General features: G+C 44.8%; 13 protein-coding genes and 1 other RNA gene. All 14 read right to left on the reverse strand.

The features are described 5' to 3' along the window. Positions 1-22 precede the first annotated feature (22 nt). The gene (dnaG, locus tag EO126_RS02825) at positions 23-1,792 is read right to left on the reverse strand and encodes a DNA primase (protein ID WP_006555102.1); all 1,770 of its coding nucleotides are present in this window, start codon (positions 1,790-1,792) and stop codon (positions 23-25) included. A gap of 334 nt (positions 1,793-2,126) precedes the next feature. After that, positions 2,127-3,671: a ribonuclease Y gene (rny, locus tag EO126_RS02830; RefSeq protein ID WP_263969961.1), complete on the reverse strand. Its 1,545-nt coding sequence runs from the start codon at positions 3,669-3,671 to the stop codon at positions 2,127-2,129. 143 nt (positions 3,672-3,814) lie between these two features. Next, positions 3,815-4,312, reverse strand: coding sequence for a regulatory protein RecX (locus EO126_RS02835; RefSeq protein WP_006555104.1), 498 nt, complete (start codon positions 4,310-4,312; stop codon positions 3,815-3,817). Between the two features lie 4 nt (positions 4,313-4,316). Then, a complete protein-coding gene (gene recA, locus EO126_RS02840) occupies positions 4,317-5,348 on the reverse strand; it encodes a recombinase RecA (protein ID WP_006555105.1) in 1,032 nt (343 codons plus the stop codon). 73 nt (positions 5,349-5,421) lie between these two features. Continuing rightward, on the reverse strand, positions 5,422-6,666 hold the full coding sequence (locus tag EO126_RS02845; protein WP_127007546.1) for a competence/damage-inducible protein A: 1,245 nt from the start codon (positions 6,664-6,666) through the stop codon (positions 5,422-5,424). 131 nt (positions 6,667-6,797) lie between these two features. Further along, complete coding sequence (rimO, locus tag EO126_RS02850) at positions 6,798-8,147, reverse strand: 30S ribosomal protein S12 methylthiotransferase RimO (protein ID WP_127007464.1); 1,350 nt, start codon at positions 8,145-8,147, stop codon at positions 6,798-6,800. Next, entirely contained in the window at positions 8,147-9,187 is a 1,041-nt protein-coding gene (locus EO126_RS02855; RefSeq protein WP_164726693.1) for an ABC transporter substrate-binding protein, read from the reverse strand. Before EO126_RS02855 ends, rimO begins: the two co-directional genes overlap by 1 nt. 28 nt (positions 9,188-9,215) lie before the next feature. Beyond that, positions 9,216-11,210 carry a YgiQ family radical SAM protein gene (locus EO126_RS02860; protein WP_127007468.1) on the reverse strand — a complete coding sequence of 665 codons (1,995 nt, stop codon included), beginning with the start codon at positions 11,208-11,210 and terminating at the stop codon, positions 9,216-9,218. Positions 11,211-11,260: 50 nt separating this feature from the next. After that, a complete protein-coding gene (locus tag EO126_RS02865; RefSeq protein WP_006555110.1) occupies positions 11,261-11,710 on the reverse strand; it encodes a helix-turn-helix domain-containing protein in 450 nt (149 codons plus the stop codon). Positions 11,711-11,798: 88 nt separating this feature from the next. Then, positions 11,799-14,600, reverse strand: coding sequence for an FtsK/SpoIIIE family DNA translocase (locus EO126_RS02870; RefSeq protein WP_127007470.1), 2,802 nt, complete (start codon positions 14,598-14,600; stop codon positions 11,799-11,801). Between the two features lie 78 nt (positions 14,601-14,678). Beyond that, positions 14,679-15,995 carry a replication-associated recombination protein A gene (locus tag EO126_RS02875; protein ID WP_127007472.1) on the reverse strand — a complete coding sequence of 439 codons (1,317 nt, stop codon included), beginning with the start codon at positions 15,993-15,995 and terminating at the stop codon, positions 14,679-14,681. A gap of 254 nt (positions 15,996-16,249) precedes the next feature. Beyond that, positions 16,250-16,423: non-coding RNA, 6S RNA (ssrS, locus tag EO126_RS02880), on the reverse strand. A 138-nt stretch (positions 16,424-16,561) separates the two neighbouring features. Beyond that, the gene (gene aspS, locus EO126_RS02885; protein WP_127007474.1) at positions 16,562-18,358 is read right to left on the reverse strand and encodes an aspartate--tRNA ligase; all 1,797 of its coding nucleotides are present in this window, start codon (positions 18,356-18,358) and stop codon (positions 16,562-16,564) included. A 5-nt stretch (positions 18,359-18,363) separates the two neighbouring features. Further along, a complete protein-coding gene (gene hisS, locus EO126_RS02890; protein WP_127007476.1) occupies positions 18,364-19,635 on the reverse strand; it encodes a histidine--tRNA ligase in 1,272 nt (423 codons plus the stop codon). Positions 19,636-19,638 lie beyond the last annotated feature (3 nt).

Genomic DNA, 19,638 nt, shown 5'->3' on the forward strand with positions numbered 1-19,638 from the left:
TGCTCTTCCTTTCTTTCATAGTTTATCGAGACCACTCCTTAATCAATGTTTGTAAATCCTGGCACCTGCGCAATTCCTCAATAAATTTAGGATTGCCTGCCCGATTCAGTTGATCTGCCAAAACACTATGTGTTTTATACTGTTCTCGTAATGACTTCAAGCGCACTGCTCGTATATAGCCATCCACTTGTGCTTCCTTATACTCGCCTTCACCAAGCACCATTAAGCGACCATAAGCGGTCTTTTCATCATCAGTAAGCATTTCTTCCAGCGCCACTGTCGAAAGCGCACCGGTCTTACTGAGAAGTTCTCCGGCTTTGTTAAACAAAGCTTGGTACAAAGGATTGGTTATATCCTCTAACGGTAAATATTGATGAACCCGTTCCCAAGCCGCCGGCCAAACTACGGCCTCGGCCAGTAATCGGTCTTCTTCGGTTGTCACATTTTTCGGCACAACCACACTAGCCGCATCGGTTGGCAAGGTTAGCCCACCTTTGGACAAGTATTGGCGAAACATGCGAAAAATCTGACTGTTATCCAGCCACAATGGCAATGCCAGTGCTTTCAGATAGTTTTCTCGTTCTATCTGACTGCTTGTAGCTCCTATGAGCGGAAACACTTCTTCCAAAATAGCCTGTTTGCCGACCATCGTATTACTGTCATGCCGAATCATGGCACTGTTCAAGTAAAAATCGAATGGCCGCACGGCCTCATCTACGAGTTTTAAGAATGCTTCCGGCCCATGGTTGCGCACATAATCATCAGGGTCTTTGCCGTCCGGCATAGCTACCACGCGCACTTTAAATTCCGTATCTTGTAAAAGCTCAATAGCTCTGCGCGCTGCTTGTTGCCCGGCTCCGTCCATATCATAGGCCAATACGACTTCATCAGCCTGGCGCACTAATAAGCGCCCGTGATCTTTGGTATAAGCCGTCCCCAAAGAAGCGACTACATTAGTAACGCCCCGATTATGAGCACTTATAACATCCATATACCCTTCTACTAAAATGACCTGTTTTTTCTCCCGAATAGTTCGGTATGCTTTGTCAAAAGCAAAGAGCATATGGCCTTTATTGAATAATTGATATTCCGGTGAGTTTAAATATTTAGGCTTACTGTCATCCAGTACCCGTCCGCCGAACGCAACAACACGTCCTTTGCCGTCCATAATGGGAAACATCACCCGATTACGGAAGTAATCATAAGTTTTGCCATTACTCTTACGACAGAGGCCGGTTTCAACCAATATGCGTTCATCTATGCCTCGCTCTTTAAAGGAGCGATATAGTTTGTCCCAATTATCGGGTGCGAAGCCAAGCTGGAACTTTTCAATCGTGTCTCTGGACAAGCCACGATTTTCTAAATAGGCAAGCCCTGCTTTACCCATTTCCGTCTGCATCAGGCAATTATGAAAAAATGTGGCTGCCAAGGCATTTACCTTGTATAACTCTTCCCTATGTGCCTGCCGACGCAACTCTTCATTGGTTAATTCGCGCTGCGGCAACGCAATGCCCGCACGATTTGCCAACCTTTCCAAGGCTTCGGGGAATGACAGGCCGTCATATTTCATTAAAAAGCCAATTGCATTTCCAGATTCGTGACATCCGAAACAATAAAAAAAGCCCTTTTCTGGGTTTACACTGAACGAAGGAGTTTTCTCATTATGAAAGGGACAACAGCCCCAATAATTCCTCCCCTTCTTCTTCAATGTCATATGCTCAGAAATCACTGACACAATGTCATTTGCATCTTTTATCTGTTCAATCAATTCAGCATCGAAGTGTCTACTCATTTCCTCACATCCCTTAATAAACTTCACTGTATATATATTTCTACAAAAGATAATGTTTTTCCTTCTATGTCAAGAAGATTTTTTTTAATATATCCATTTTTTATCTGCAAAATTTTTATGCAATTTGTGCAATTGCCTTCAGGGTATGAAATAGGCTATTATAATTTATTTTGTTCACAAGGATTACTATTATACTTCTTTTCTCAATTAAAAACAAGACGAAAAAAGACCATAATTGTCCACTCCCTCATGACGTTGTCAGGGGAGTGGTAATCATAGTCTTTTTCTTATTAATCTTTTATAAAAAGTTCGTTTTACGTTCTCTTTATTTCAATTATTTTGCGTAATCAACTACGCGGGTTTCACGAATGATAACAACTTTGATCTGACCCGGATATTCCAATTCAGACTCAATGCGTCTAACCATTTCACGTACCAATAAGGTAGCTTCCGCTTCGTCAATCTTTTCAGGTTTAACCATAACACGAATTTCGCGACCGGCTTGAATTGCGAAACATTTTTCAACGCCATCAAAGGACTCGGCAATTTCCTCTAATTTAGTCAAACGTTTCAAGTAGTTTTCAAGGGTTTCACGACGTGCACCCGGACGAGCCGCCGAAATAGCATCAGCAGCTGCCACCAATACAGCTTCAACTGATTTGAATTCTTCATCACCATGATGGGCACCGATACAGTTCTGTACCAATACGCTTTCATGGTATTTCTTAGCTACATCCACACCAATTTGTACGTGGGAGCCTTCCATATCGTGGTCAAGGGCTTTCCCTAAGTCATGGAGCAACCCGCCGCGTTTGGCAAGGGTTACGTCACAACCTAATTCAGCCGCCATCATACCTGCTAAGTGAGCAACTTCGATAGAGTGCTTCAATACATTCTGGCCATAGCTTGTACGGTATTTCAAACGACCCAAAATACGTACGATTTCTGGATGTAAGCCATGAACATCAGCTTCGAAAGTTGCCTGTTCCCCCGCATCTTTAATAACTTGGTCAACCTCTTTACGAGCTTTACCAACCATTTCTTCGATACGAGCCGGATGAATACGACCATCCACAATCAATTTCTCGAGCGCAATACGTGCTACCTCACGGCGAATCGGATCGAAGCCGGAGAGAATAACTGCTTCAGGAGTATCATCAATGATAAGATCTATACCTGTTAAGGTTTCTAGGGCACGAATGTTTCGGCCTTCACGACCGATAATTCGCCCTTTCATTTCATCATTTGGAAGAGCTACTACCGATACGGTAGACTCTGCAACATGATCCGCAGCACAACGCTGAATTGCGGATGCAATAATTTCTCGGGCGTTCTTTTCAGCCTCTTCCTTGGCTTGTTGTTCTAAATCTTTAACAAGAACCGCCGTTTCGTGACGAATTTCTTGTTCTACATTGGAAAGTAAAATTCCTTTCGCTTCCTCAAATGTCATGCCGGAAATACGTTCTAATTCCGCCATCTGTTGGTCGTACAGAGCTTCTGTACGTTCTTTTAAAGTTTTTGTTTCTTGTTCTTTACGATGCAACGCATCTTCTTTTTTCTCTAAGGATTCCAATTTACCGTCGAGATGTTCTTCTTTCTGAAGAATACGTCGTTCTAATCGTTGTAACTCATTGCGTCGATCTCGGTTTTCTTTATCCGCTTCACTGCGAAGTTTATGAATTTCTTCCTTAGCTTCTACTAAGGCTTCTTTTTTCTTAGACTCAGCCAATCGTTCGGCATCGGCTACAATACGAGCCGCTTCAGTTTCAGCACGGTTAAGCTTCCCTTCAGCGATGTTCTTACGCATCATATAGCCTACACCAAGACCGATAAGCACCATTACAACGGCAATAATACTATACTCTAAAATAATGTTCACCTCCTCATATAAAAGTAAGAAGATCTTTCGTCTTCTCCTTAATTGCCGTCTGTTTCATACATATTTGAAATTTGCCCACTACTGTGAGACTACTATAATTGTAGTCTGTCAGCAATACTCTGTCAAGATTAAGTCTATATAGACTACTCATAGCGAGCCGCCATGTCACAGATAGTTCGGATTGTCCCGGCACTGAAACCGCGATTTTTCAAATAGTTAAAAATCTTCTTATACTCAATGCGAGCCTCATCAGGCCAAGGTTCGTCAAACCATTCGGCCTGAGCTGCCGCATCGACGCCCACAAAATGACGAACTACCAGTCTGAGTGCCGGCTCACTTTCATCATACAGTGAAAGTTCATTCCCAATTGCCAAGCCTCGTTGATAAAGCTTGTTACGAATATATTGAACGCTGTATTTAGCCTCACTTATGTATAATTGTAATGCATCATGAGCCAAACGTTCATCATTGATGTAATCAAGTTCTTCCAAACGTTGTAATACTTGATTGATTAAGTCAGACGGCACACCTTTACGCTGTAATTTTTGCGTCAGCTCCAATCGGCTAAGGAAGCGAGGCGCCAAAAAACGCATCGCTTGATCCATGGCCGATGTGAGCGTATATTCTTTCGACAAAGCCATCAGCTTATTCTTCCGTAGTTTCTTCACCGACTACATCAAAGGTTTCAGGTTCTGCCATTAAAGTATCACGAATAATGGTATCAATTTCATGAGCAATTTCAGGGTTTGCGCGTAAATATTCTTTAGCAGCTTCCTTACCTTGGCCCATACGTTCATCATTGTAAGAATACCAAGCACCGGACTTTTTAATGATTTCCATGTTGGTACCGATATCAATCAAAGTGCCTTCATAGGAAACGCCGGTACCATACATCAAATCGAATTCAGCTGTTTTGAATGGCGGTGCCACTTTATTCTTAACAACTTTAACTTTAGTACGGTTACCTACATTTTCATTGTTCTGTTTGATAACTTCCCCTTTACGCACATCGAGGCGAATGGTGGAATAGAATTTCAAAGCACGACCGCCGGTCGTTGTTTCAGGGTTACCGAACATAACCCCCACTTTTTCACGGAGCTGGTTGATAAAAATAACAACCGTGCGGGATTTACTGATAATACCGGTTAATTTACGAAGTGCTTTACTCATTAAACGAGCCTGTAAACCTACGTGAGCGTCGCCCATTTCACCTTCGATTTCGGCTTTCGGAACCAAAGCGGCTACGGAGTCGACTACGATGATATCTACGGCACCGCTGCGAACGAGGGATTCCGTAATTTCAAGAGCCTGTTCCCCATTGTCCGGCTGAGATACCAAGAGATTGTTGATATCTACACCCAAATGACGGGCATATACAGGATCGAGGGCATGTTCCGCATCAATAAATGCGGCAATACCACCACCTTTTTGGGCTTCTGCAATAGCATGTAAAGCTACGGTTGTTTTACCGGATGATTCAGGGCCGTAAATTTCGATAACACGGCCTCGTGGGAAACCGCCTACGCCTACAGCGAGGTCAATGGCCAAACAGCCGGTAGAAATAACTTCAATATTCATGCGGTCCGTAATATCACCGAGGCGCATAATGGCGCCTTTACCATAATCTTTCTCTATTTTTTTCAACGCATTGTCTAAGGCTTGTTCTCTACCTTCCATGTTACTATCCTTTCTGCGTCATACAATCGTATGACTATATAAATATATTAATCTTAAAAATCGATAAGGGATTTTACTTCTTACCGGTTATCGCCTGATACAAGAGATATAAGGCTCTTTCTGCCGTACTCTGACGAATACTTTCCCGGTCACCGATGAAATCATTGCGATAGGCAACCGTACCTTCAGGACCGGAAACACCGATATAGACCAATCCTACCGGTTTTGTTACCATTCCGCCACCCGGTCCGGCAATGCCTGTAGTCGATACACCGTAGGTTGTACCTAAAAGCTTACGCGTGCCGGCCGCCATCGATTTGGCCACCTGTTCACTGACAGCACCATAGGTATCCAATTCGTCTTGCGGTACACCGAGTACCTTATGTTTTACTTCATTGGAATAGGAAATGACACCGCCCTGTACATAAGCACTGCTGCCCGGCATATCGGTGAGACGTTTGCCTACCAAACCACCCGTACAGGATTCAGCCGTAGCTACCGTAGCACCGGCTTCCAATAAAGCATCGGTTACCAATTCCAACATAGATTTTTCCAAACGACGCCCCAAAGAGTCACCGAGGCGTTCACGTAAAATAGCATCCCACGGTGCCAACAGCGTTTCCGCTTCTTCCAGTGTCATCGCTTTGGCGGTTATCCGCAATTCGATATAGCCGCTTTTAATTAAAAAGGCAATCGTCGGATTTTGCTGAGTTTTCACCAAATCCATTAAAGATGCTTCCAGTTCCAACTCACGCAGGCCGTATACGGCATAACGATGGGATTTTACCACGCCTTGACCGCCGAAATATTTTGTCAGATACGGGCGAACAGACTCATCAAATACAGCTTTCATTTCAGCCGGCGGTCCCGGTAACAAAATGTAAGTCGTACCATCGGCTTGAACGGCCACGCCGGGTGCTACGCCGCAACTGTTATTTAACGCTTCGCTGCCAACGGGCAACATCATTTCACGGCGACTCGGATCCGGCATTTCACGGCCTTTGTTTTCAAAAAAGGCTTTAACCATTCGTTCTGCGTCATGATTGAGTTCGAGTTCCAAACCGATGGCTTTCGCCAAGGACGGCCGGGTAATATCCCCCTGAGTCGGTCCCAAGCCGCCGGTACAAACGACTAAATCGGCACGACTCGCGGCCAAGCGGAAACATTCTTCCATACGAGCCGGGTTATCCCCGATAGTACTTTGAAACGCCACCGTATAACCGAGCTTATTCATCTCACGAGCCAACCACGCCACATTTGTATTAATGGTATCGCCTAATAACAATTCTGAACCTGTTGAAATCAATTCTACTATCATCATTTGCCTCAATTCTCCCATTCGGGATACCGGATACCGATTACTTTTTTTATTACTAATTGCGATTTACCGAATTAACTCAAATAACTTAATGATTATTCGATATTTCAGCACTGCAATCTATAATTACATTACTTTGTTTCGCGAACTTCAGCTACCACGTCATAGGCAAAGCCTTGGGCTACCGTAACCGGTACGATTTGCCCCACTTCAAGGCCTTCGCAGTCTTCGATATACATATTACCGTCTACATCCGGTGCCTGCGTTTCCAAACGGCCTTTAGCCAACAAATGACCATGTTCGTCTTCGCTGATTTCTTCAATAATAGCTTCATGCTCGGTGCCTTCCAAATCACGATTGTTTTCTTCGGAAATAGCCGCCTGAATCGCCATTAATGCATGATAGCGTTCTTCTTTAACTTCTTCCGGAACCTGATCCGCCATGGCACCGGCCGGCGTACCGTCTTCTTGTGAATAGGTAAATACACCCATATTATCGAAACGAACTTCTTTTACAAATTCACAAAGTTCTTCAAACTGTTCATCCGTTTCGCCCGGGAAGCCTACGATAAGGGAAGTACGAAGCGTTACATGACTTGCTTTGCTGCGGACTTTTTGTAATAAGGTTACAATATCCGCCTTGCGGTCTTTACGGTTCATTCGACGTAAAATATCGTCATTAATGTGCTGCAACGGCAAGTCGATATAATTACAAATCTTTGGTTCCGCTACGATAAGATCCAATAATTCATCGGTGAAATACTTAGGATATAAGTACAATAAGCGATACCATTCGATGCCGTCTACTTTAACGAGCGCTTTTAATAAGTCCGCCAACATAGGTTTACCGTTGTTAAGATCGGAACCGTAACTCGTTGTATCCTGAGCGATTAAGTTAATTTCTTTAACGCCCATAACTGCCAGACGTTCTACTTCTTCTACGATAGATTCAATAGTACGGCTGCGATAAGCACCGCGCACTTTAGGAATGATACAGAAGGTACAGCCGTTATCACAGCCTTCGGCAATTTTTACATACGCACTATATGTCGGTGTTGTCTGCATACGTGGCATACGTTCGTTATAAATATTGGTAATCGAGTCCATAATACAGATGCGTTTGCCGTCATTAATCGCTTCAATGGCTTCCATAATACGATTCCAAGAACCGGTACCGATGAGTGCATCAATCTCCGGAATTTCCGCAAACAGTTCTTCTTGGTACTGCTGACTTAAACATCCGGCCACAATCAGGCCGCGACAGTTTCCAAACTGCTTATATTCACTCATCTGTAAAATTGTGTTAATTGACTCCTGTTTTGCTTTTTCAATAAACGTACAGGTATTAACTATGATAATCTCAGCTTCGTCCAAGGTTTCCGTGATTTCATAGCCGTTATCTTTAAGGGCACCCAACATAATTTCGGTATCCACCAGGTTTTTGGCACAGCCTAAACTCACATAGCCTAATTTTTTACTCATTATATATCCTTTCTAAAGCGCACTTGGCTAATCCATTTATCTAACAATACTTTTTTGCCGTCTTCCGTGTAACCGCCCTTCGTATCCCAAAGAACCAGTTCACGGCCCAAGGAATCTACCGGATTTGGTAGCTCCGGACTGGTGTACACATAATAAAATCCGTTGTCTTGTAATAATTGTGACACTTGTTTTGACAATAACCATTTAATAACTTGGGTTGCCTCTTCTTCATGGGTTGTTCCCTTCAGCATACCTACGCCGGTTAAATAATACGGCGTACCGTCAGCCGGGAAAATAATCTTCACCGGGTATTTGTGGTTCACATATTGCTGACCATCGGAATAGTTGCCGATACCAAAATCGGTTTCACCCAAGGCCGCCAAACGAATCGGTGTCGATAAAAACTTCGCGTATTGCACAACATGAGGTTTTAAATCTACAAAATAATGCAATCCCTGCTCTTCGCCGTTCATTTCAACAAAACTGTATAAAATATTGGCCGCACTGCGCGAAGCTACAAAATCCGTCATAATGACGCGCCAATCACCGGGGAGAATCAATGAATGCCAGGCTGTTACATAGCGTCCCATGCGATTATAAAAAGAATCGCTTTGAGCAAATACGACCGGATCATACCAAATCCCTACCCAAAGAGCGTCATTGTTTTTAAAACGGTCGGATACTTCATCCACTCCTTCGGTAAGAACTGGTTTTAACTGGTGGTATTTCACGCCGATGTCTAAATTATCACGCGTAGTAATGACTAAGTCGCCTTTTTGATCCGATGCCGGCAATGTCATACGCGTTGCCATCTGTTCTTCCGTAATCGGCAACATGGTGAGGCGTACATGATACTGCATTTCATACTGCTGTGCCAACAATGTTGTCAAATTGGAAGGCAGGTCCGTATAAATCGTCAGTTCCGCCTTAACCGGAATGGCCGTACGCTCTTTTTCTTCATTTTTTTCAAAATATGTTCCCGCTGCAAACATGCCGAGAACAAAGGTTATTAATAATGCGATAGGCCAAAATCGTTTCATGCTCATTGCCCGCCTCCATTATGACACACTAAGGTCGTCTATTGCCAGCCAAACCGCCTCGTTTTGACTGTTTACTTATACTGATTTTGCCACGGTCGTTCATCTTTGCCGTCTGCTGACGACCACTTGATTGCCGTCCCGAAGTCTTATTGGTTGATTGCTGCTTCGATTGTGATTTTGAGCGCCGATTAACACCTTGTTTCGAATGCTGATTACCGACCTTATTTCGCCCGATCGGACGCGGCGGAATCAAACATAAAGGTCCGAATCCGATTAAATCGGTACGCCCAGCCTTAACCAGAGCTTCGCGAACCAAATCATAATTATCAGGGTTCCTATATTGCATAAGGGCTCGTTGCATCGCTTTGTCACGACCCTTTTTAGCCACATAAACGGTTTCACCCGTAAGCGGGTTAATACCGGTATAATACATGGCCGTAGATAAACTGCCCGGTGTCGGTATAAAGTCCTGTACCTGTTCCGGAGTCATCTTCTGATCACGCAAAAATTCCGCCAGCTCAACGGCGTCAGCCAAGGTACAACCGGGATGTGAGCTCATAAAATACGGTACCAAAAACTGCTTTTTACCCAATTGGCGATTCGCCGTTTCAAACCAATCTTTAAATTTAAGGAATACGTTTTTATCCGCTTTCCCCATGATTTCCGTAACAGCTTCCGAAACATGTTCCGGCGCCACTTTAAGTTGACCGCTTACGTGATGTTCGCATAATTCCTTAACGAACTCACGATTATTATCTTCCAGCACATAATCATATCTTAAACCGGAGCGCACAAAAACTTTTTTAACGCCATTAAGTTTACGTAACTTACGCAATATAGCCAAATAATCATCATGGCTGGTATCAAGGTTTTCACAGGCATGTGGGGCCGCACAATTCTTGCCCGGACAAGCACCTTTAGTTCCCTGCTTCTGACAGGCCGTATGACGGAAGTTGGCCGTCGGCCCGCCTACGTCATGAATATAGCCTTTAAAATCAGGCATTGCTATCATTCGTTCCGCTTCAGCTATAAGCGATTCATGGCTGCGGTTTTGAATAATTCGCCCTTGGTGACTCGTAATAGCACAGAACGAACAACTGCCGAAACAGCCGCGATGACTGACCAAGCTGAATTGTACTTCACTCAATGCCGGAACGCCGCCCTTGGCATCATAGCGAGGATGCCAATGCCGTGAAAACGGCAAGCTGTACACCTCATCCATTTCAGCCTGGGTCAAAGGTAACGCCGGACTGTTCTGAATCACGTAGCGGTCGCCGTGCAATTGTGCCACCGTTTTACCGATGAACGGATCTTGTTCATAATATTGCAAACGAAATGCTTCCGCAAATTGACGCTTGTCTTCTTTCACTATTTCATAAGACGAACATTCCACAACTTTACCTTCCGGCAATGTTTTAGACATGTAACAAACGCCCTTAATCGAAGGCAATTTTTCAACAAAACGATTTTCATCCAAAGCTTTGGCCAGTTCTAAAATCTGTTTTTCACCCATACCGTAAATTAAAGCATCCGCTTTGCTGTCAACCAACAAAGAACGGCGCACCGTATTGGACCAATAATCATAATGGGCAAAACGACGTAAACTGGCTTCAATGCCCCCGATAATAACGGGTACATCACGAAAAGCCTCACGCATGCGATTGGCATACACTAATGTAGCACGATCAGGTCTGTGACCGCTTTCACCGCCCGGAGAATAATCATCATTGTGACGGAACTTCTTCGCCGCCGTAAATTTGTTAAGCATAGAGTCTAAATTACCGGCCGTTACCAACGAAGCCAAGCGTGGTTTGCCCAGTATTTTGAAAGCTTCCACATCTTGCCAGTCGGGCTGTGCAATGAGCCCCACCCGATAACCGTGGTGCTCCAACAATCGGCCAATCACACTACCGGCAAAAGAAGGGTGATCCACATAGGCATCACCGGTAATCAGCACAAAATCGAGTTCAGCCCAACCGCGTGCCTCCATCTCTGCCCGTTCCGTAATTAAAAAGTCGCTCACTACACATATCTCCTTGATTCATACTACATACTTGTTTAACTTCACTTGACTTATATAAAGAATAACCAACCCAGGAATACTACTATACAAATACTGATAATAGACACTGCCAAACGTTCCTGTGCCAACGTCTTCTGACGGCGTTGTTGCCTTGACGTATAACTCAATCGTTTGGAATGCGGTACTACAATGTCTACTTCTCGTTCTACATCTTCATGATGAACGAGTTTGCGCGGTTTTACACGACGCAAAGGTACACCCAAAGGCTCGCCGATTAAACTTTTATACCGGTCAATCATACGATGCCGTTCGAGCCCCATTAAATCGGCATAGTTGCCAATAAAGCCTTTCACATACACATCGCCGGGAATAATTTTATAATTATCCTCTTCAATTGCCTCCAAATATGCGGAGCGAATATGTAATACCTGTTCAATATCTTTAATAGTCAGCCCTCGTCGGGTACGTTCGCGTCGCAATTCTTCGCCTATCGTTGACAAGTTCGGCCTCCTTTAATTTCTAACACAATCTACTTGCTATATTTTATATTTGCTGAATTTTTATATTAATAACTTCAGGCTCTGTTTATTACGAGAAGTAACGAGCCTTCGCTTCTTCCGGTGTCATCAAAATATCACGCGGTTTACTGCCGTTAGCCGGTCCGATGATCTTCATCTCTTCCATCGTATCCACCAAGCGGGCCGCTCTTGAATAACCGATTCTGAAACGGCGTTGCAACATCGAAGTCGATGCTTGACCTTCACTCATAACGCGTTCTACGGCACGTTCCAAGAGTTCATCTCGTTCTTCTGCGGGCGCCGAGGATTCTTCCTCAGCACTTTGTTCTGCTTCTTCGGTTATGGATTCATCGTAATCGGGACGCCCCTGTTGTTTAACAAAGGCCACCAATTCTTCCACTTCTTCATCGGAAATAAACGCACCTTGAATACGAATCGGCTTGCTGGCTCCAATCGGATTAAAGAGCATATCCCCTTTGCCCAAGAGCTTTTCAGCCCCCGCCATGTCAAGGATGGTTCGAGAGTCAATCTGCGTAGCCACCGCAAAGGAAATTCGGCTTGGTACATTGGCTTTAATCGTACCGGTAATAACATTGACGGACGGACGCTGAGTAGCCAGAACCATATGAATCCCGGCAGCACGAGCTTTAGCCGCCAAGCGGTTAATTGATTCTTCCACATCAGGTGCTACCAACATAAGGTCGGCCAATTCGTCGATAATGATCAAAATAAGAGGCATAGCCGATTCCGGATGCTGTTCATTATAACCGCTGATGTTGCGCACGCCGGAAGTGGCCATGGTAAGATAACGAGCTTCCATTTCACGAACGGCCCAACGCAATACGGCTGCCGCCTTTTTCATATCCGTTACAACCGGTACCTTTAAGTGCGGAATGCCGTTATAAATGGATAATTCCACCATTTTCGGGTCCACTAAAATTAACTGTACTTCATTCGGTTTACGGCTGAACAAAATACTGGAAATAAGCGTATTCACACATACGGATTTACCGGAACCGGTCGAACCGGCCACGAGTAAATGAGGCATCTTGGCAAGGTCCGTAATGACCGCTTCACCGGCAATATCTTTACCGAGACCTACCGGAATACCGCCGCTGGCTTTACGGAATTTCTCCGTTTCCAATACATCGCGCAAATGAACGGCCGAAGTATGTTTATTCGGTACTTCGATACCTACGGCCGACTTACCCGGAATCGGTGCTTCAATACGAATATCGATGGCAGCCAAGGCCATTTTGAGGTCATCGGACAAGTTTAAAATTTTACTTACTTTTGTACCCGGTGCCGGTTCCAATTCATAGCGGGTAACCGTCGGCCCCTGCGTAGCATTCACTACATGAGCCGATACACCAAAGCTTTTTAAGGTCTCTTCCAATACCGTTACATTGTGCGTAACTTCCTGACTCGTCACCGGATTTGTCTGACCTTTGGCCAGCATAGTCAACGGTGGGAATCGATACGGTAATTCAATGCGACGCGGTTTAGGTTTGCCGTCCACGGTAACCGCTACAGCCGCCGTATCTTCTTCCGTCCCTTTTATGGTCGGCACGGATTGCATATTAGATGTAGCCATCGTGCTGGCCGCAACCGGAACGGCTTCCTGTGCCGGTTCAGTGCTGTTAACATCACCCGTATCGGCATCGACCACTGTATCTTCAGCTACATTGGAAATCTCTTCAGCCGCTGTATCGTCAGCCAAGCCGGCTGTATCCGCCACAGGCATAGCCGTATCGGCCGCTACAGTCGTGCTGACAGCACCGGATGTAATGGTGGTAATCGGTGTTGTACCCGCTCCACGACCGCGTAAAAACGGCGGTACTTCCAATTCATCCTCATCATCAAATTCATCAGTTTGAGGTTCCGTATAATGACTGGCCGCAGCCGTATCGGTTTCATTCGCCGTAGTACCGGCATAGAATTCGGCAGCCTCCGCTTGAGCCGCGTCTATCTGAGCAGCCTGAGCTTTCGTAAGGCCCAGCGATGACGATTCGTCAGGTGTTGCAGCACTATGAGAAGCTTCAGCTTGATTCTGTGCTTTCATACGCTCTTCTTCAGCAATACGAGCCGCTTCCGCTCTCGCTTCAGCTGATACTTGAGCCGCCTGCGAAATCGTTTCGGCAGCCGCACTTTTTGAAAACCGAGTATCTTTTTCTTGATTATAAATGCGCCGTTTTTCAGCCTGTTCTTCTTTCCAATCAGCATAACGTTCTTTCGCATGCTGCACGGTTTCTTCCGTAATAACGCGAGCTTTTTCCAAACCGATGTCGGTTTTAGCCTTCGCCTTATGCAAACCGGTACGCAATGAGATTTGATAGATTAATAAAATCAATCCCAAAACAACAACCACCGTGAAAATAATAGCTCCCACATTGCCGAGCAAGCTGCGTAATAATGTGGCAATTAAGCCCCCTACTACGCCCCCCTGCGTCGCTACTTTGGTAGTCATTAACTCTTCACCGTTACCGGCTGAAACGAGGGTTACAAAGGTAATTGCAAATACATATACCAAAGTTAATAAAAAGCCTCGTCGCGTTATCGAAAAGCCTTTATCGGCGTACAGAATACGCCAACCTATATAGCCTACATAGAGGCATGGAATCAAGCCACCTAAACCGAAACCATATTTAAAAATACCGGCAATAATGTCTACGACCGTGCCGGAAGTAATATTAAACATCCCCAATAATGCTACCAAGGCAAAGAGCATGGTAAAAAGGCCTCGTACTTCTTTACGAATTTTAGGGGCCTTATCGGTTTTATCTTTTTTTACAGTTCGTGACGAAGTCGTCGTCTTGCGTTTAGTCGTTGTTTTACGCGGCGCCGCCTTCGCTCGTTCTTTTTGTTCCGCCATAATCTATCTACACACCTCTACACTTATCAATCCGGTCAAACAATAAACTCATTAGCATTTTATTATACCACAGATTGACTACTTTTTAGAAGTTTTACCGCTTGTACGTTCGTTCCAATCCGCCATTAATTCTTTCTCTTTACCGCGTGCAATTCCTTCATAATAGGTACGCCCTACTAAGGCCGTAGGCAAATATTGTTGTTTCACATAGCCATTGGGATAATCATGAGCATATTTATAACTCACACCATGCCCCAATTTGGCGGCCCCGCTGTAGTGACTGTCCCGTAAATGAGCCGGCACTTCGCCATGCTCATAATGACGTACATCCTGGATAGCCGCGTCAATGGCCATATACGCACTGTTACTCTTTGGTGCCAACGCCACATATAAAGCGGCTTCCGATAAAATGATACGTGCTTCCGGAAAGCCCACCAAATGAGTCGCTTGTGCCGCTGCATTGGCCACTACCAAAGCTTGCGGATCGGCCAGGCCCACATCTTCGGCCGCACAAATGACAATACGCCGTGCAATGAAATTAGGGTCTTCCCCCGCTTCAATCATACGACCCAAATAATATACCACCGCCTGCGGATCGGAACCGCGCATACTTTTAATAAAGGCCGAAATCGTATCGTAATGATTATCGCCCTTTTTGTCATAACTATAAATACGGCGACCTACCACGCGTTCGAGAATATCAAGGGTCAACTCACCGCCGTCAGCCACCATGGCCGCTGCCTGTTCCAAAATATTCAGTGCCATACGGGCATCGCCGTTTACAAACATGCCCACTTCTCGCAATACGGACTCTTCAGCTTTCAAATGTTGCTTTCCAAGTCCCTGCTCCTCATCCGTAAGCGCTCTTTGCAATACCTTAACAATGGCATCCGGCGTAAGGGTTTCCAAAGTAATCAGACGAAGCCGCGACAAGAGCGGTCGATTCACTTCAAAAAACGGATTCTCCGTCGTAGCACCAATCAAAATAATAGTGCCGTCTTCTACACCCGGTAAGAGCACGTCCTGCTGACTCTTATTAAAGCGATGAATTTCATCGAGGAATAGAATCGTCCGCTGTTGCAGATTTTGAATTGTCTTACGTGCTTTTTCAATGATAGCCCGTAACTCACCGATGCCCGCATTGGTGGCATTCAAGACTACAAATTGACTATGTGTCATGGCTGCAATGATACCGGCCAAAGTCGTCTTACCCGTGCCCGACGGCCCGTAAAAGAGTAAAGACGGAATCGTATCACGCTCTATCATGGCTCGCAAAAAGCTGCTCTTCCCCACGACTTTTTCCTGTCCGAAAAAATGATCCAACGAAGTAGGACGTAAACGAACCGCCAACGGTTCAAACCGTTTCGGTTCATATTCGGCAAATAAACTGTCCATAACTGTCTCTCCTAAATCTATCACAATGACGCATTGGCTCATACGCGTTGGCCACAGGTCATGAAGTATATACATGCTAACTTTATTATACCCTAAATTGAGCTTAAATTCGGGATTATCCGGTCCTAAATTCGAGATTATTTATCGCCAAATCAGGAACTGTCAATAACTCAATTTAGGAATGACTCTGTCTAAATTAGGTCTGAATACTCTCTAATTCGAGATAAAAAATAAGCCGCCCTAAGGCGGCTTATAAGATCCCCACCATGCCGTATATGTACCGTGTTTTGATCCTGCGATAGCAGGTGGGTGCCCTCCTTGTAATCTTACTGTCCTTCATCAGGCATAGTGCCAATACAAGAGTCCAGGCTCCCGATGTAATAGTGTTGGCTCAAAGCTACGATACCACACGCACACAGCAGGGGGATTCTTTACTATTATATTAACAAAATCAGCCGTTTATTTCAAGGTCTTGAAACAAACGACTGATATAAATTTAGCATATATCAAGCAGAAGTAGACCAAAAAGTACTAACAGTCATACTTTTTTAACAAAAAACTTGATTTTACACTAACTTTTCTTTTTCCGTATCGGTTTTAATGTGAAGTTCACGCAACTGTTTTGGCGCAACAGTCGAAGGAGCCTGGCTCATAAGGTCAGCTGCACTCTGCGTCTTAGGGAACGCAATTACGTCACGGATGGATTGGCGTTTAGCCATAAGCATTACCAAACGGTCAAGACCGAAGGCACAACCGCCGTGTGGAGGAGCACCGAATTGGAATGCATCCAACATGAAACCGAATTTGCTGCGGCTTTCTTCTTCGCTGAGGCCGATAGCTTTGAATACTTTTTCTTGTACATCGGATTGATAAATACGGATACTGCCGCCACCGATTTCAACGCCGTTCAATACCATATCATAGGCAATCGCTTTAACGGAGGCAGGATCGGATTCCAATTTATCCATATCTTCGGCACGCGGTGAAGTGAACGGATGATGCATAGCTACATAACGTTTTTCTTCTTCATCGTATTCGAACATTGGGAAATCGGTTACCCAGGTGAAAGCCAATTTGTTTTCGTCGATAAGATTCATACGACGACCCATTTCAAGACGAAGTTCGCCCAAAGCTTTGGCTACTACAGCCGGTTTGTCGGCAATCATGAGTACCAAATCGCCAGGTTTTGCCTGCATTTTTTCACCGATAGCACGAATCGTATCTTCACCCAAGAATTTCATGATCTGGGATTTGATAGTGCCGTCTTCGTTGAAGCATGCCCATGCAAGACCTTTAGCGCCGTATTGACCAACATAGTTTACGAGGTCATCAAGTTCACGACGAGGAATACCTGCGTCGCCCGGTACTACAATACCTTTAACCATGCCGCCGTTGTCGATAACGGAACGGAATACTTTAAATTCAGTAGTGCGAACCAAATCTGTTACGTCGGTGAATTCCATACCGAAACGAAGGTCCGGTTTATCGGAACCGTATTTATCCATGGCTTCGTCCCAAGTAATACGAGCCATAGGAATCTGAACATCAATGTCCATAGTCGTTTTAAATACGTGTTTAATCAAACCTTCCAAGATTTCCAAAATTTGTTCCTGATCAATGAAGCTCATTTCCAAGTCGAGCTGAGTAAATTCAGGCTGACGGTCGGCACGCAAGTCTTCATCACGGAAACAACGAACGATTTGGAAGTATTTTTCATAACCGGCTACCATCAAGATTTGTTTAAAAATCTGTGGAGACTGTGGCAATGCATAGAAGGAACCCGGGTTAACACGGGATGGTACTAAGTAGTCACGAGCCCCTTCCGGTGTACTCTTCGTAAGCATAGGTGTTTCAATTTCGAGGAAATCGCGAGAATCCAAGAAGTCACGCATAGCCTTAGTCACACGGTGACGAAGGATTAAGTTGCGTTGCATTTCAGGACGGCGAAGATCCAAATAACGATATTTTAAGCGGATGTTTTCATCCACATCGATATTATCTTGAATGTAGAACGGAGGCGTTTTGGACGCATTGAGTACGCGAAGTTCTTCGCAATACATTTCATAACGACCGGTAGCCAAATTAGGGTTGATAGCTTCGGCATCACGTTCCGTAATTTTACCGCGAACACAAAGCACATATTCACTACGTACATCTTCCGCTTTATGGAAAGATTCTAAATTATGATCAGGGGATGCTACAACCTGAACTACGCCGGAGCGGTCGCGAAGGTCAATAAAAATCAATCCGCCATGGTCACGACGGCGTTCTACCCAGCCGCAAAGGACAACCTCCTTACCTACTTGTTCTTCGCTGATAGTACCGCAACCGTGTGTGCGATGCAATCCTTGCATTGTTTCCATTCTTGTCATCCTTTCACTAGAGAAGTTACTCGTGCCAATACATCCGTAAAGGCTACGGTTTCCTGCTCGCTACTTTCCATGTCGCGAATAATCGCTTCACCGCGAGCTAATTCATCATCACCCAATATAATAACATATTTTGCGTTAATTTTGTTAGCATGTTTCAGCTGACTCTTCATACTTTTACCGTCGCCGTCCATAGCTGCTTTAATATAAGCCTTATGAAGGTCATTTACAAGTTTAAAGCCTTCTACTTGAGCCGCATCGCCTAAAGCAACTACAAAAACAGACGGATCAACGGTTGTTTCCGGCAATAAACCTTGTTTTTCGAGGGCCAATAAGAGTCGTTCGATGCCCATGGCAAAACCGACTGCCGGTGTATGAGGACCATCCAATTCTTCCACGAGACCGTCATAACGGCCGCCGCCGGCTACCGCACTTTGCGAACCGAGCGGAGCATATTGTACTTCAAAGGCTGTCTTCGTATAGTAATCCAAACCGCGTACCAAACGAGGATTTACCACGTAATTTACATTCGCTGCCGTTAAGAATTTCTGCAATTGATCAAAGTGATCGGAACATTCCTGACAAAGATTTTCGTGAATTTCAGGAGCCCCTACAGATAACGCTTTGCAGGTTTCTTCTTTGCAGTCTAAAATACGGAGCGGATTCTTGTACAAGCGTTCCTGACAATCCGGACAGAGCTGATCTTTCTTCGGTTCGAAGAAAGCAATTAATTTCTCACGATAGGCCGGACGGCAGTTAGGACAACCTACGGAGTTAACCTGTACGCTTAAATCCTGAAGGCCGAAGTCGTTAAATAATTGCAATACCATCAAAATAACTTCGGCATCGATTGCCGGGGCCTGAGTGCCCAATACTTCCACCCCGAATTGGTGGAACTGACGGTAACGACCGGCCTGTGGTTTGTCATGACGGAACATCGGTCCGATGTAGAACCATTTTGTCAAACTTTCCTGGCCGTACACTTTGTTTTCTAAATACGCACGTACAGCGGATGCCGTGTTTTCAGGGCGCAAAGTATACGTCTGTTCTTTTTTGTCGCCCGTTGGGAACGAGTACATTTCTTTTTGTACTACGTCGGTTGTTTCACCGATACCGCGCAAAAATAAACCGGTTTCTTCAAACATCGGTGTGCGAATCTCATCAAATCCGTACGCTGCACAAATACGGCGAATTTTGTCTTCCACATAGCGCCAATTACCGATGACGTTCGGCAATAAGTCTTGTGTGCCTCTTGGCTTTTGAATTCCCATATT

This window comes from Veillonella seminalis (genome assembly GCF_003992065.1).
Lineage (GTDB): Bacteria > Bacillota > Negativicutes > Veillonellales > Veillonellaceae > Veillonella_A > Veillonella_A seminalis.

What these genes read in the sequence shown, in the direction of transcription:
- dnaG (WP_006555102.1), bottom strand. Translation starts at nt 1,792, where the DNA reads ATGAGTAGACACTTCGATGCTGAATTGATTGAACAGATAAAAGATGCA.
- EO126_RS02835 (WP_006555104.1), bottom strand. Translation starts at nt 4,312, where the DNA reads ATGGCTTTGTCGAAAGAATATACGCTCACATCGGCCATGGATCAAGCG.
- recA (WP_006555105.1), bottom strand. Translation starts at nt 5,348, where the DNA reads ATGGAAGGTAGAGAACAAGCCTTAGACAATGCGTTGAAAAAAATAGAG.
- EO126_RS02845 (WP_127007546.1), bottom strand. Translation starts at nt 6,666, where the DNA reads ATGATAGTAGAATTGATTTCAACAGGTTCAGAATTGTTATTAGGCGAT.
- rimO (WP_127007464.1), bottom strand. Translation starts at nt 8,147, where the DNA reads ATGAGTAAAAAATTAGGCTATGTGAGTTTAGGCTGTGCCAAAAACCTG.
- EO126_RS02855 (WP_164726693.1), bottom strand. Translation starts at nt 9,187, where the DNA reads ATGAAACGATTTTGGCCTATCGCATTATTAATAACCTTTGTTCTCGGC.
- EO126_RS02870 (WP_127007470.1), bottom strand. Translation starts at nt 14,600, where the DNA reads ATGGCGGAACAAAAAGAACGAGCGAAGGCGGCGCCGCGTAAAACAACG.
- EO126_RS02875 (WP_127007472.1), bottom strand. Translation starts at nt 15,995, where the DNA reads ATGGACAGTTTATTTGCCGAATATGAACCGAAACGGTTTGAACCGTTG.
- aspS (WP_127007474.1), bottom strand. Translation starts at nt 18,358, where the DNA reads ATGGAAACAATGCAAGGATTGCATCGCACACACGGTTGCGGTACTATC.
- hisS (WP_127007476.1), bottom strand. Translation starts at nt 19,635, where the DNA reads ATGGGAATTCAAAAGCCAAGAGGCACACAAGACTTATTGCCGAACGTC.